General features: G+C 43.6%; 8 protein-coding genes. 7 read left to right on the top strand and 1 reads right to left on the bottom strand.

Annotation, left to right across the window (positions count from 1 at the left end):
- Positions 1 to 380: 380 nt before the first annotated feature.
- The 6 genes from xyl3A to Q3A68_RS17400 are packed head-to-tail and all read left to right on the top strand — an operon-like array spanning position 381 to position 10,947.
- Positions 381 to 2,975, top strand: coding sequence for a xylan 1,4-beta-xylosidase (xyl3A, locus tag Q3A68_RS17425; protein ID WP_302902396.1), 2,595 nt, complete (start codon positions 381 to 383; stop codon positions 2,973 to 2,975).
- 19 nt (positions 2,976 to 2,994) lie between these two features.
- The gene (locus Q3A68_RS17420) at positions 2,995 to 4,275 is read left to right on the top strand and encodes a family 8 glycosyl hydrolase (RefSeq protein WP_302902395.1); all 1,281 of its coding nucleotides are present in this window, start codon (positions 2,995 to 2,997) and stop codon (positions 4,273 to 4,275) included.
- 32 nt (positions 4,276 to 4,307) lie between these two features.
- Positions 4,308 to 6,281 carry an alpha/beta hydrolase-fold protein gene (locus tag Q3A68_RS17415; protein ID WP_302902394.1) on the top strand — a complete coding sequence of 658 codons (1,974 nt, stop codon included), beginning with the start codon at positions 4,308 to 4,310 and terminating at the stop codon, positions 6,279 to 6,281.
- A gap of 13 nt (positions 6,282 to 6,294) precedes the next feature.
- Entirely contained in the window at positions 6,295 to 7,179 is an 885-nt protein-coding gene (locus tag Q3A68_RS17410) for a sialate O-acetylesterase (protein WP_302902393.1), read from the top strand.
- Positions 7,180 to 7,225: 46 nt separating this feature from the next.
- Positions 7,226 to 8,437 carry an endo-1,4-beta-xylanase gene (locus Q3A68_RS17405; RefSeq protein ID WP_302902392.1) on the top strand — a complete coding sequence of 404 codons (1,212 nt, stop codon included), beginning with the start codon at positions 7,226 to 7,228 and terminating at the stop codon, positions 8,435 to 8,437.
- A 20-nt stretch (positions 8,438 to 8,457) separates the two neighbouring features.
- Positions 8,458 to 10,947 (top strand): glycosyl hydrolase family 95 catalytic domain-containing protein, encoded by a 2,490-nt coding sequence (locus Q3A68_RS17400; protein ID WP_302902391.1) that lies wholly within the window; start codon positions 8,458 to 8,460, stop codon positions 10,945 to 10,947.
- A gap of 88 nt (positions 10,948 to 11,035) precedes the next feature.
- On the opposite strand, the gene Q3A68_RS17395 is transcribed toward Q3A68_RS17400, so the two are convergent.
- Positions 11,036 to 12,115, bottom strand: coding sequence for a glycoside hydrolase family 43 protein (locus Q3A68_RS17395; RefSeq protein WP_302902390.1), 1,080 nt, complete (start codon positions 12,113 to 12,115; stop codon positions 11,036 to 11,038).
- Between the two features lie 318 nt (positions 12,116 to 12,433).
- On the opposite strand from Q3A68_RS17395, the gene Q3A68_RS17390 reads away from it, so the two are divergent.
- Positions 12,434 to 14,581 carry an FG-GAP-like repeat-containing protein gene (locus Q3A68_RS17390; protein WP_302902389.1) on the top strand — a complete coding sequence of 716 codons (2,148 nt, stop codon included), beginning with the start codon at positions 12,434 to 12,436 and terminating at the stop codon, positions 14,579 to 14,581.
- The last annotated feature ends 144 nt before the right edge of the window (positions 14,582 to 14,725 follow it).

The raw sequence follows: 14,725 nt of genomic DNA, 5'->3' as shown, positions 1-14,725 counted from the left end.
CGTAAATAAAAATTAATAAACTTTCGTAGCCTAACCTTGCCTTGAAGCCAGTACGTATTGTAGACTAAATAGGGGTCACTCGGCTGCTAACAGTTCACTTGTTTTATTGCCGGCAGTAGATGTAACATGGATATTAAAATTGTTCAATTATTTCGGGCTTTTTAAAATTGATTGCCTAATTAAGACATCCGTACGACTAAAAATGCAGCATATTTCAACCAAAGTGTTGATTTATTCAACATTTGTGACACATCAAGTTCCATTTTCAAAATAGTTTTGGAAGAAATTAATTGAACAATTGTTGGCAGAGCATTTGTTCTTCTGTTAAGTCGGCTTTTTTCAATTATCTGCGAACTAAATCACCAATTATAGTATACAACATGAACCTGAAGAAAAATTTACTTGCTTCTGTATTTATGGTATGCGGTCTATGTGTCTCGGCGCAAATACTACCATACCAAAACCCTAATTTACCCTCGGCAGTAAGAGCAAAAGACTTGGTATCGAGGCTGACACTTAAAGAAAAGGTGACCCTAATGAAGGATGTTTCGGACGCGATTCCGAGATTGGGCATAAAAAAATTTAATTGGTGGAGCGAGGCATTACATGGCTATGCGAACCAGGGTCCGGTCTCGGTTTTTCCTGAACCGGTAGGTATGGCTGCCTCGTTTGATGATCAGCTTGTTTTTACTGTTTTTGATGCCGTGTCTGATGAGGCTCGTGCTAAAAATAATGAATATAAAAAACAAGGGGAAAGCCAGCGTTTTCATGACCTGTCTGTCTGGACGCCTAATGTGAATATTTTCCGCGACCCACGGTGGGGCCGTGGGCAAGAAACATACGGCGAGGACCCGTATCTAACCTCGCGCATGGGTATACAGGTAGTACGTGGTTTGCAGGGGCCTGCCAACGCCAAATATCGTAAATTGCTGGCTTGCGCCAAGCACTTTGCGGTACATTCCGGACCAGAGTCAACCCGTCATCAGCTCAACATTACCGATGTTGAACCACGCGATCTTTGGGAAACCTATCTTCCTGCCTTTAAAGCTTTAGTACAGCAGGCGGATGTAAGAGAAGTGATGTGCGCCTACCAAAGGCTGGATGATGAGCCCTGCTGCGGCAATAGCCGTTTGCTAGGACAAATTTTACGCAATGAATGGGGGTTTAAATACCTTGTAGTTTCTGACTGTGGCGCGATAACAGATTTTTACCACAGTCACTACTCATCATCAGATGCCAGTCATGCTTCAGCAAAAGCGGTACTTTCAGGTACCGATGTGGAATGCGTTGGATATGCATTCGATAAAATACCGGATGCGGTAGCACACGGTTTAATTAAGGAAAAGGACATCAATACAAGTGTTATACGCCTGATGACCCAGCGCTTTGAACTTGGAGAGATGGACAAAGATGAACTTGTACCCTGGGCTAAAATTCCAATGTCAGTTGTTAACTCTGAAGCGCATCAAAAGCTTGCTCTCCAGATGGGCCGTGAAACGATGACACTTCTGCAAAATAAAAATGACATCTTGCCGCTAAGCAAAACTCTACAAAAAATTGCAGTTATAGGCCCCAACGCCGATAACTCGCAAATGCTTTGGGGTAATTATAATGGTACGCCACCAAGCACCATAAACATTTTGGATGGCATTAAGGGTAAATTGAACCCGGGACAGATTATTTATGATCAGGCCTGTGATTTAACGGAAGACAAAATCACTTTAAATGCGTTTGATCAATCTTCAATTGACGGTAAACCAGGCTTACGTGCCACTTATTGGAACAACCGGAATTTCGAAGGCCCTGCGGTAACTACTGAGCAATTATCCGGGGCCATTGCACTTACAACATTAGGTGCCCACCAATTTACCCAGGGCGTTAATATCGAGAATTTTTCGGCCAAATATGAAACTACATATACCCCAACTGTCAGCGATGATATCGTGTTCAAGCTGGAGGCCACCGGTTCTGCCGAGCTCTTTGTTGATGGGCAATCAGTTTTGAGGACAGGCAGTTGGAGATCAATACCCAGACGTTACCCATTACATGTTGACGCCGGTAAATCATACAAAATAGAAGTGCAGTACAAGCAATTAAATAACTGGGCGGCCAGTTTTGGTTTTACTTTCGGCAAGGAAGTCCCTGCAACTTTTGACAAGTTAGTTGACAAGGTAAAGGATGCGGATGTAGTTGTATTTGTAGGTGGTATATCGCCGCGCTTAGAAGGCGAAGAAATGCCCATCTCATTGCCTGGTTTTAAAGGCGGCGACCGCACTGACATTGAATTACCTGCCGTGCAACGCAGTTGTATAGAGGCATTGAAGAAGGCTGGTAAAAAAGTTGTGTTCGTAAATTGCTCGGGCTCAGCAGTTGCCATGGTTCCTGAAACACAAAACTGCGACGCTATTTTGCAGGCATGGTATAGCGGTGAGGCAGGCGGGCAAGCCGTTGCTGATGTAATTTTCGGCGACTATAACCCGGCGGGACATTTACCGGTTACCTTCTACAAAAACGTGCAGCAACTTCCTGATTTTAGCGAGTACGCCATGAAGGGGCGCACCTATCGTTATATGACATCAGACCCTTTGTTCCCCTTCGGGTTTGGGTTAAGCTACACTACGTTTAATGTTGGCGATGCTACAGCAAGCAAAACACAGATAGTTAACACAGAAGGCATACAGCTCACGGTCCCGGTTGCAAATACAGGGAAACGTGACGGAACAGAAGTGCTGCAGGTATATGTCCGGAAATTGAATGATCCGGATTCACCTTTGAAAACGTTGCGTGCGTTCAAAAGAATACCGCTATCATCCGGAGCGAAGGAGCTGGTTAAGATAGACCTTCCGGCAAAAACCTTCGAGTTTTTTGACCCGGCAGACGCGGTAGTTAAAGTTGCCCCCGGCGAGTACGAATTACTTTACGGAGAAAGCTCCGACAATAAGGACCTGAAAATTATAAAAATCAAAATTATATAAACTGTAATTCAATTACGATATGAGTATAAAAAAATTAGTGTTATTGTATTTGATGGTTGCTTTGCTGCCTGTTTTTGCAGTTAGTCAAAACCGGAAGGCTTCAAAAAAAGCGCCGGGTACGGGTGCTGTTGCTTCCGGCGCTTATCCGGATCTTTTTCACGAGGCAGGGTATAGCAAAGCTGATATCGACAGTAAGCTGACAAAGGCTTATCATGACGTGTTTGAAGGCCCCAATAAGGTTTATTTCGAGGTAGGCGATTCCATGGCGTACGTGTCTGATGTAAAAAATCATGATGCCAGAACAGAAGGACTTTCTTATGGTATGATGATCGCCGTGCAGCTTAACAAAAAGGATGTTTTTGACCGTATATGGCGATGGTCAAAAAAATATCTTCAACACCAGGACGGACCAAGGGAAGGATATTTTGCCTGGAGCATCAATCCCAAAACAATGGTGCGTAATTCGGAGGGCTCTGCGTCCGACGGGGAGTTATACTATATCACCGACTTGTTTTTTGCCTCCAACAAATGGGGAAATAATACAGGCATCAACTACTACGCAGAGGCCAGAAGGATACTGGATGCCATTTGGAAAAAAGACGGCACAGACAATATTCATCCTTTAATAAACATGGCGGCAAAGCAAATTTCCTTTGTACCTGAAGGTAAGGGGTATGAATGGACCGACCCTTCCTATGATTTGCCTGCATTTTACGAAGTATGGGCGCTTTACGCCAAAGATGGCCACGAACAATTTTATCGGGATTGCGCTGACACCGCAAGAGTATTTTTACACAGAGCTTGTGACCCTGTAACCGGTCTTAATCCGGATAATACCTATTTCAGCGGCAAGCCATTTGGCTCCGGACGGATGCAACCAGCATTTCGTTTCGACTCCTGGAGGGTCCCCATGAATATCGCTATGGATTATGTCTGGTTCGGGAAGGATAAAATGTGGCAACAGGCCTATGCAAAGCGACTCCAGAATTTTTTACGATCAAAAGGGATAAATGATTTCGACGATCAGTTTAACACCGATGGCACCACCCCGGAGTTTATACTTCCGGCAGGGGGTATCAGAAAATTACGCCATTCCCTGGGATTGGTGGCCACCTCTGCCGCAGCCTCGCTTATGATCACCGACAACACCAAATTCGATTTTGTACGACCACTTTGGAACGCTAAGCTGGAACCTTATGCAGATAATTATTTTGATCCATACTATGATGGCCTGTTATACCTGTTCAGCCTGATGCATCTTAGCGGCAAATACCAGCTTATACAACCACAAATCAATTGACAATTTTATTAACTGATAAATACTAAATAACAATGAACAGATCACTACAAACTAAGCGATTGTTTTTTGCAGCATGTATCCTTCTTTTGTTTTGCATACCAGCGTATTCACAAGACATAGTTAGCCAGGCACGAGTCGGCTTTGATGTATTTCGTGCAGGTATTCCGCATGGAAAAATCGACACGATCACTTATGAATCAAAGACCGTGGGCAACACGCGCCGTGCCCTGATTTACACACCTCCCGGATATTCTAAAAGTAAAAAATACCCGGTGCTGTATCTTTTGCACGGTATCGGTGGCGATGAAAAAGAATGGTATAGTGGCGGCAGCCCTCAGGTGATATTGGATAACCTGTATGCGGAGAATAAAATTGTACCCATGATAGTTGTGTTGCCGAATGGCAGGGCAATAAAAGACGACCGGGCGACCGGAAATATCATGGCACCCGATAAGGTACAAGGCTTTGCCACCTTTGAAAAAGACCTGTTAAACGACCTGATACCATTTATTGATCATAAATATCATGTATATACGGATAAGGATCACAGGGCAATTGCCGGCCTTTCAATGGGTGGCGGGCAATCATTAAATTTTGGTTTGGGAAACCTTGATGTATTTTCATGGGTAGGTGGTTTTTCTTCAGCCCCCAATACAAAAAAACCTGAGGAATTGCTTCCGAACCCCGACGCTGCAAAAAGCAAGTTAAAATTGCTTTGGATATCATGCGGCTCAAGTGACGGGTTAATTACGTTCAGCAAACGCACACACGATTACCTGGCAGATAAAAACGTGCCGCACATATACTATATCGAGCCCGGTGTTCACAACTTTAAGGTATGGAAAAATGGCTTATATATGTTTTCACAATTGATTTTCAAACCGATAGATGCATCAACGTTCCCTCAATACACCTACAACGAGGTAGGTGTATCGGCACCCACCAATATTCCGGGCGTAAAATATCCGCAGATATTTCCGGACAATACTGTTTTTTTCCGAGTGAAGGCGCCGGAGGCAAAAAGTGTTCAAATTGACTTATTGAAAAAGTATCCGATGACAAAAGATACCGGGGGCTATTGGACGGTAACTACCGATCCGATTACATTAGGATTCCACTACTATTCCCTGATAATTGACGGCGTTGCAGTTGTTGATCCATCTAGTCAAACTTTTTACGGCATGGGAAGAATGGCAAGCGGGATTGATATAGCAGATCCGGAGGGCGATTTTTATACTATAAAAGACGTACCTCACGGAGAAGTGCGTTCAGTAAACTATTACTCGGGCATTACAAAGGCCTGGAGACGGGCAAATGTATACACGCCACCCGGTTACGATACACAAACCGACAAAAGATACCCGGTACTTTACTTACAACACGGTTCGGGTGAAGACGAAACCGGCTGGCCTGCACAAGGTAAAATGAATTTTATATTGGACAACCTGATCGCCGGAAAACAGGCAGCACCTATGATAGTTGTGATGGACAGAGGGTATGCCACAGATCCAACAAAACCGGAAACTACTACCACTCGTGGACCAAGCATGGCGGGGAATGTTTTTCCTGATGTGCTTGTGAAGGAGATTATTCCAATGGTTGATGCAAAATTCAGAACGCTTGCCGACCGCGACCATCGTGCGATGGCAGGGCTTTCAATGGGCGGATTTCAAACCTTCCAAACTACGATGACCAATCTCGATAAATTTGCTTATGTAGGAGGTTTTAGCGGGGCGGCCTTTATGCAGCCGGGCACCGATATAACCAAAATGTATAATGGCGTGTTTGCCGATGCAAATGCCTTTAACGAAAAAGTTAAAGTACTTTATTTAAGTGTTGGGACTGCCGAGCCGGAAAGAATGCAGACCACCGTAAATGGATTTCATGAGGCGCTTAAAAAGGCCGGCATTAAACAGGTGTTTTACGAATCTCCAGGCACCGCACACGAGTGGCAATCATGGAGGCGCTCTTTAAACCAGTTTGCAAGCCTGATATTCAAGAATTGAAATTTCCGATAAAATGAAACTTAGACTCATAGCGGCGGTTTGCCTGACTTTGTTGGCCATGAAAAGTTTTTCGGAGGATAAGAAGTTTTACATATTTATCTGCTTTGGTCAATCAAACATGGAGGGAAATGCAAGAGTTCAGGCTCAGGACACCATTGGCGTTGACAGCAGGTTTCAGGTATTGCAAGCTGTTGATTGTGCCGGCAGAGGCAGGACAAAAGACAATTGGTACACGGCTATACCGCCATTGGTGCGGTGCGGAACAGGTTTAACCCCAGCCGATTATTTTGGCAGGACGCTGTTGGCTAACCTTCCGGGAAAAATAAAGATTGGCATAATTAACGTTTCCGTTGCCGGCGCAAAAATTGAGGTTTTTGAAACGAACAGCTATCAATCATACCTTGCAACGGCCCCGGTTTGGATGAAAAATATAGTAGCTGAATACGGCGGTAACCCATACGAGCGATTATTAGCACTTGCCAAATTAGCGCAAAAGTCGGGGGTGATTAAAGGGGTATTGTTGCAGCAGGGAGAATCCAACACTAATGATACGTTATGGACCCAAAAAGTAAAAGGCGTTTACGATAATTTGATGAAAGACCTAAAGCTAAAGCCAAAAAAGGTACCCTTACTTGCAGGCGAGGTGGTAAATGCCGACCAGAACGGTGTTTGCGCAAGCATGAACAAAATTATAGCGACACTGCCTCAAACCATTCCTAACTCCTATGTTATTTCTTCAGCAGGATGCCCCTGTTCTGCCGATCATCTGCATTTTACTGCAGAAGGGTACAGGTTGTTAGGAAGAAGATATGGTGAGACAATGCTCTCATTATTGGGTTATAAGGTTAGTGAAATCAATAAGCCTGAACTTTCGTCTGTTAATACAATAACGCGGTAGCTGGATATACATCGTTAAATACCTATAAAATAAACCGTTAACAAATATGGATTTTTCTACTGTGGCAAAAAAAGCGAGTTCAGGCCTGTTGTTCCTGACAATTGCGCTTATGGCTTTATCGTTTGTGCAATGCACGCCCAAGCATCAGGTAACATCATCTACTACTACTTTGATCAATCCAGATAAAGGTCTAAAAGATTACTATAGAGATTATTTCCCGATAGGTGTGGCAGTGAGCATGGCTTCCCTGCATGGTCCCGATTCGGCATTAATTGTGAAGGAATTTAACAGTGTAACACCCGAGAATGATATGAAGATGGGGCCGATACACCCATCTGAAAACGTTTATAATTGGAAAAATGCCGATGAAATAGTTGATTTTGCAACAAGCCATCATATTAAAATACGCGGCCACAATTTATGCTGGCATAATCAGGAAGCAGCCTGGATGTTTAAAGGGCCAAATGGAGAGCCGGTTACTAAAGAATTGCTCTTACAACGCTTAAAGAATCATATTTTTACTGTAGCAGGAAGATATAAAGGTAAAATTTATGCCTGGGACGTGGTGAATGAGGCTGTTGATGACGGTGATGATACCACGCAAATTTATCGAAAAAGCAATTGGTACAAAATATGCAATGGCCCTGATTTTATAGAGGCCGCCTTCAGATATGCGCATGAAGCCGACCCGGATGCCAAGTTATATTACAATGACTATAATAGCGAACATCCGGTAAAAAGAGAGAAAATATATAAGTTGCTGAAGAAATTAATAGAAGACCACGTGCCTATTGATGGCGTTGGCATGCAGGCTCATTGGAAACTGAACGATCCATCCCCCAACGATTTGCGTAAAGCCCTTGACGAAGTGACCTCATTGGGTTTAAAGGTCCAATTTACGGAAATGGATATTACCATACGCCTGCCCAAATCAACACCCGCGCCCGGCACAGCGCCTGCAGCTGGCGGGGCGATGCCAACACCTGAAGCGGGTTACACCCCTGAAGTGGAAGCCAAACAAATTGCACAATACAAAATGGCTTTTGATATATTTAGGCAGTATAGGCACTTTATAACAAACGTTACATTCTGGAACGTGTCTGACCGGTCAAGCTGGCTGGACTGGAGAGGCGGTGGATTAACGGGCGGGGCTGCAGCAGGCGTGAATACGCCCCGCGAAGTTAGAAAAGCCTACCCATTATTGTTTGATGAAAACAGACAACGCAAAAAGGCCTATTGGTCTGTTGTTAATTTTTAAGTAACTCCAAACCGAAATATATGACAGGATCATTTTACAAAAAGGCGAAGATTTTTGCTGTGACATTATTGATATCGTCATCGGTACAAGCACAAAAAAATCATGCCGGTGAAAAAACAGGTGAGCATTACGACCGTGGTCGATATAAATTGTGGTATAACAAACCTGCTAAAAACTGGAATGAAGCCTTGCCGCTTGGAAACGGTTTTATAGGCGGCATGTTGTTTGGCAATATACAAAACGAACGTATTCAACTCAATGAATCAACCATATGGGGAGGTGGCCCCAATAATACAATTGATTCAGGCGCGAGGCCATACATTAATCAGGTGAGGGCCTTGCTTGCGGAGAAAAAGTATGCGCAAGCGCAAGAATTGGCCAACAGCAAACTTGGGCCAAAAGGCAACAGTGGCATGCCATACCAACTTGCCGGTAATCTATATATCAACTTCCCTGGGACAGACAGTGTCAGTAACTACTATCGTGATCTGGATATTGCTAATGCTACGGCTGTTGTAAGGTATACTTTAAACGGAGTTAATTATAAACGGGAATATTTCACATCGTTTGGGAGCAACGTGCTTATGGCCAGGCTTACGGCTAATAAACGCGGTATGATTAGCTGCAAATTAAAACTTCAAAGCCCTCTAAAATCCTCGGTTACAGTAAATGAAAAAGAAACGTTGGTTTTATCCGGCGAGGGCAGCGACCACGAGGGCCAAAAAGGACAGATTAAATATAGTGTGCTTACCAGGGTTAAAAACTCAGGAGGAAAATGCTTTGCGGATACGTCGGGCGTAACTATTGCAAATGCTGATACTGCCCTCATCTATCTTTCGATGGCCACCAATTTTGTAAACTATCATGATGTCTCGGCGAATTCAATGAACCGGGCCGAAGATATTTTGCATAAAGCTTATCAACATAACTTCGATGAGTTGCTAAATAAAAGCATCCGTTTTTACCGCTCTTATTTCGATAGGGTTAAACTCGATCTTGGCAAGCATAACGCAGCAAACCAGCCCACAGATGTCCGCGTCCAAAATTTTTCACACGATAATGATTCGCAGTTAGCCGAATTATATTTTCAATACGGTCGTTATCTGTTGATCTGTTCATCTCAACCGGGATCACAACCGGCCAATTTGCAGGGTATCTGGAATGGCGAGGTTAAAGGCCCATGGGATAGTAAATACACGGTTAATATAAACACCGAAATGAATTATTGGCCAAGTGAAATAACCCAGCTAGCAGAATTAAGTACTCCGCTATTTCACATGGTCGGCGATCTGTCTGTTACCGGCTCGCCTACTGCAAAAACCATGTACGGAGCACGTGGATGGGTATTACATCACAATACCGATATCTGGCGGATAACGGGGATAGTGGATGGCCCCTTTTGGGGATTGTGGCCGACATCAAACGCATGGCTTTGCCAACATCTCTGGGAGCACTATTTATATTCGGGCGACAAGAAATTCCTAAAAGCATATTACCCGATAATGAAGGGGGCTGCTGAATATTATATTGATGCCCTGCAAAAAGAACCTGAGCATGGCTGGTTGATAGTGTCACCTTCAATATCGCCTGAGCATGAATATATCGAGGGTAAAAATCAAGTTTCAGTAACTGCAGGCGCTACGATGGATAACCAACTGGTTTATGGCTTGTTTACTGCTGTTATCAGGGCCGCCGCCGAACTGCATGTCGATAACGCTTTTGCCGATAGCCTCTCGAACTACCGCAGCCAATTACCTCCAATGCAAATTGGCAAATATGGCCAGTTACAAGAATGGCTGGAGGATTTTGACCGCACCGACGACCACCATCGCCATGTTTCCCACTTGTATGGTTTATTTCCGGGTAACCAAATATCTCCTTTTACGCAACCGCAACTTTTTGCCGCCGTAAAAAACTCGCTTATTTATCGTGGTGATGTATCAACCGGATGGTCCATGGCGTGGAAGATCAATCTGTGGGCACGACTGTTAGATGGCAAGCATGCCTACAAACTTATTAAGGATCAGATAAGACCTGTAGATGGAAACTCCGGCGGCACTTATCCTAATTTATTTGATGCGCATCCGCCCTTCCAGATCGATGGTAATTTTGGCTGCACCTCAGGGATAGCAGAAATGCTTTTACAAAGTCATGACGGTGCGATCTACCTGTTGCCGGCATTGCCTGATGAGTGGAAGGATGGCAGTATCTCAGGATTAATGGCTAGGGGTGGCTTTAAAATTGACATGAAATGGGCTAACCACAAAATCAAAAAACTGACTATACACTCCGCACTTGGCGGAAACTGCAGGCTACGTTTTAATCAACAGATCAATAGCAAATTGCTAACAGCAGCAAATGGTATCAACAAAAACCGCTTTTACCAGGTGATGAACTTAAAAAAGCCGATCATAAAAAGTAGCGACAAAAATATTACAGCCAACCTAACCAAAACCTGGGTGTACGATATGCCGACACGTCCGGGTGATACGTATGTCATTAGCAACTGATATTTAAGAATTTAATAAGACCAGAAGAGGAAGTGGTAGCAACCGCAACGATTTGATTCGGCTGCTGCTACTCCCCCTTTTATTTAGTTTACTTACCCGATTTTGTGTAAGTATTGATCATTTCTATTTTACCATTACTTAAATGATGCAGTTCGGTGACCTTAATATTCCTCAGGTTTGTTTTGCCTGAAAGTTCTGTGTCATGATAGAATATGTACCAGTTATTGTTGAATTTAATAATAGAGTGATGTGTTGTCCATCCTTGCACAGGTTGCATAAAGTGTCCGGCGTATACAAAGGGGCCCATAGGGCTGGAGCCGATAGCATAAGCAAGAAAGTGCGTGTCCCCGGTGGAATAAGTAAGGTAATATTTCCCATTATATTTATGCATCCATGAGCCTTCAAAAAAGCGGCGGTCATGATCCCCTCCCAATAATTGATGTCCTGCGCTATCTATTATAAGTGCATTTTGCACTTTTCCATCAAACTCCATCATGCTTTTATCCAATTTAGCTACCCTGCAACTGATTGCCGGTGCCTTGTCTTTATGGAGATCTGTTTTTGACCCGCTGGACTCATATTTTCCGGTCTGCCACCGCTGAAGCTGCCCTCCCCAGATACCCCCAAAATACATGTAAGCGGTGCCATCATCATCGATAAATACAGCAGGATCGATACTATAGCTTCCTGTAATAGGACGAGGGTTTGCCTTAAACGGCCCTGCGGGCTTATTGGATGTTGCACATCCTATTTGAAAAACGCCATCTTTGTTCTTTGCCGGGAAATAAAGGAAGTACCGGCCATCTTTGTAAGCAGCATCAGGCGCCCATAACTGTTTGCCAACCCATGGTATGTTTTTAATATCCAGTGCAACGCCGTGGTCTGTAACTTTTCCGCCTATTTGGTCAAGCGAAAGTATATGATAATCACGCATTGCAAAGTGGTCACCGTTATCATTTTCGGGTACGCCGGCGTCAATGTCATGAGAGGGATAGATGTAAATTTTCCCTTGAAACACATGTGCAGACGGATCTGCCGTGTAGATATTTTTAATGAGCGGGGGATTAAGATATTTAATTTTGCTGCCGTTTTTCTGCGCAATTAACGGATTTACCAAGAGCGTTGACACGACGGTCAGAATGGTCATCTTTAAAATGGTCTTCTTCATTATTGGGGCTTATTTAAAATTGATTGAAACACTTAGGTTTTTAAGCTTTGCCTGTGGACGAAGATAACGCGGATCGAGGTCCTCTTTATGCACGTTTGTGTATATATATAACTCATATGTTCAGTTGCTTTATTCAGATGTTATATGAATATAGACAAATGTTGTGTTTTAGGATTCCGCCTCTTTTTACATTTGTTTAATTAGGTATCCGCTTCCATTTTTAAATCAATTATCGTGTCCTCGAATTATAGAATATTGATGATATTTCTTGTCGCAGGTATTTGTGGGTTAATAGTGTCATGTAAACCACATTCGCCAATGAAAATGGCAGATCTGTTGCAACAGCTCAGGAAACGAAATTATAACCAGCAAAATGTTTTTAGTTCAGATGCCCGGCTTGCAGCCATCGATTCGACGTTAAAAATTGATTCGCCAAACTATGATGTTCAATTACTGTCAAAAAAAGCACTATTTGAATTGCAGGAAGGCCATGAACAAAAGGCTGTTGATATATATACAAAAATTTCAAAGCTGCCGGGCTACTTGAGTACCGTGGATATAATGCCTGATCAGGCTATTGCTTATATGCGTTTAGGAGAACGCAGTAATTGTATGCTTAATCATAACGGCGCGTCATGCATATTCCCTATTAAAGGGCCGGGGATACATCAACTTCAAACCGGATCGCAAAAAGCTATTGAAACGCTGGAGAAGATTTTGAAAAGTAATTCTCACGATCTCCAATCCCGCTGGTTACTAAATATAGCCTATATGACATTGGGCCGTTATCCGTCGCAAGTTCCTGCACAATATCTGATCCCCAATTTAAATGTTGACGATGGGCCGTACAAGGTAAAGCCATTTACGGATGTAGCGGCGAACGTTGGGATTAACCTGAATAGCAGGGCTGGCGGCTCCATAGTCGACGATTTCGATGGCGACGGCTATTTAGACATCATTACGTCAGGTATGGATCTTCAGGATCACATGCATTATTTTCATAATAACCGGGACGGTACCTTTAGCGACCGCACTGCTCAAAGTGGCTTACAGGATATGGTTGGTGGACTCAATATTGAGCAAACCGATTATAACAACGATGGGCGTCCCGATATTTTTATTATGCGGGGAGGCTGGCTTCGGGAAGGTTTTGGCAACCAGCCGAGTTCTTTACTTAAAAACAACGGCAACGGTACGTTTACTGACGTAACCTTCGCAGCCGGTTTAAAGTTTATGGAGCCTACCCAAACTGCCGTGTGGGCCGATTTTAATAACGATGGCTGGCTTGATATTTTTATCGGGATGGAAAGCCATGGCGGAACCAACTGTAAAAACAATCACCCGTCGGCACTTTATGTGAATAACCACAATGGTACCTTTACCGAAATGGCTCAAAAAGCTCACTGCCGGATCAACGATTTTGTGAAAGGTGTAACATCGGCAGATTACAATAACGATGGTTGGCCCGACATTTTCGTTTCGACTATGAGTGGAAGGAAATATTTGCTGAAAAATAAAGGCAAAGGAGGAAAGAATGTAGAGTTTGAAGACGCTACGGATAAAGCGGGCATTAATATTAAACAAAATACATTCACAACCTGGTTTTTTGACTACGATAATGACGGCTGGCCTGATATATTGATTGGCAGTTATAATTTTAGTAACACCCTGGGCTATTACGCTGCGTTAGAGGCTTTGGGTACTCCAGTAGCAGATGACGGCAATATATTTCTTTTTAGAAACAACCGCGATGGTACGTTTACAAATGTAACGCACAATGCAGGGCTGGACAAAGTGGTGTTCAGCATGGGGGGCAATTTTGGTGACATCGACAATGACGGCTATCCAGATCTTTATTTTGGAACCGGCAACCCGGATTTTGGGTCACTTATTCCCAATAAACTTTTCAGAAATATAGGCGGCAAAAAATTTGCCGATGTAACCAGTTCGTCTCGCACGGGAAATTTGCAGAAGGGCCACGGGGTTTCTTTCGCGGATTTTAGAAATAACGGGCTACAGGATATTTTCATCGAAATGGGCGGGGCGTACATAGGTGATGCGTATAAAAGCGCACTATACCTTAATCCGGGACAAAACAGCAACAATTGGATTTGCTTAAAACTGGTTGGTGTGCAATCAAACAGGTCTGCTATTGGCTCTCGCATCAAGGTCACTTTTACAGAGAATGGCGCGCAAAGAAACGTTTATAGAGATGTAAATTCTGGCGGCAGCTTTGGTTCATCACCCTTGAGGCAGGAAATAGGGATAGGCCGGGCAACGATTATCGATGATATCGCGATTCGCTGGGCAGGCAGCAGCACCGTGCAGCAACTTCACAAAGTAAACCCCGATCAATTCCTGGAAATAACAGAGAACGGCAAGATAACAGCATTACATCTGAAGAGACTGAAATTCAGTACAGATATGCAGCCCATGTCAATGGCTGCTATGGCCGAAATGAAGTAGAGATGATATCCATTTAAGCGAAAGACCTACTCACTCCATTTGACTGGCAAAACCTGCATATATTAATCGTAAAAAGGAGCGTTAGAGGGTCTGACGCTCCTTTTTGATCCAATGGCATTTAACTTATCATGTTGTTTAATCAGA

Origin of the sequence: Mucilaginibacter tolerans (assembly GCF_030519375.1) — a bacterium.
In the GTDB taxonomy this organism is placed as follows: Bacteria; Bacteroidota; Bacteroidia; order Sphingobacteriales; family Sphingobacteriaceae; genus Mucilaginibacter.
This window is presented reverse-complemented; position numbering and strand designations above follow the sequence as displayed.

What these genes read in the sequence shown, in the direction of transcription:
- Q3A68_RS17405 (WP_302902392.1), top strand. Translation starts at nt 7,226, where the DNA reads ATGGATTTTTCTACTGTGGCAAAAAAAGCGAGTTCAGGCCTGTTGTTC.
- Q3A68_RS17415 (WP_302902394.1), top strand. Translation starts at nt 4,308, where the DNA reads ATGAACAGATCACTACAAACTAAGCGATTGTTTTTTGCAGCATGTATC.
- Q3A68_RS17390 (WP_302902389.1), top strand. Translation starts at nt 12,434, where the DNA reads ATGAAAATGGCAGATCTGTTGCAACAGCTCAGGAAACGAAATTATAAC.
- Q3A68_RS17410 (WP_302902393.1), top strand. Translation starts at nt 6,295, where the DNA reads ATGAAACTTAGACTCATAGCGGCGGTTTGCCTGACTTTGTTGGCCATG.
- Q3A68_RS17400 (WP_302902391.1), top strand. Translation starts at nt 8,458, where the DNA reads ATGACAGGATCATTTTACAAAAAGGCGAAGATTTTTGCTGTGACATTA.
- xyl3A (WP_302902396.1), top strand. Translation starts at nt 381, where the DNA reads ATGAACCTGAAGAAAAATTTACTTGCTTCTGTATTTATGGTATGCGGT.
- Q3A68_RS17420 (WP_302902395.1), top strand. Translation starts at nt 2,995, where the DNA reads ATGAGTATAAAAAAATTAGTGTTATTGTATTTGATGGTTGCTTTGCTG.
- Q3A68_RS17395 (WP_302902390.1), bottom strand. Translation starts at nt 12,115, where the DNA reads ATGAAGAAGACCATTTTAAAGATGACCATTCTGACCGTCGTGTCAACG.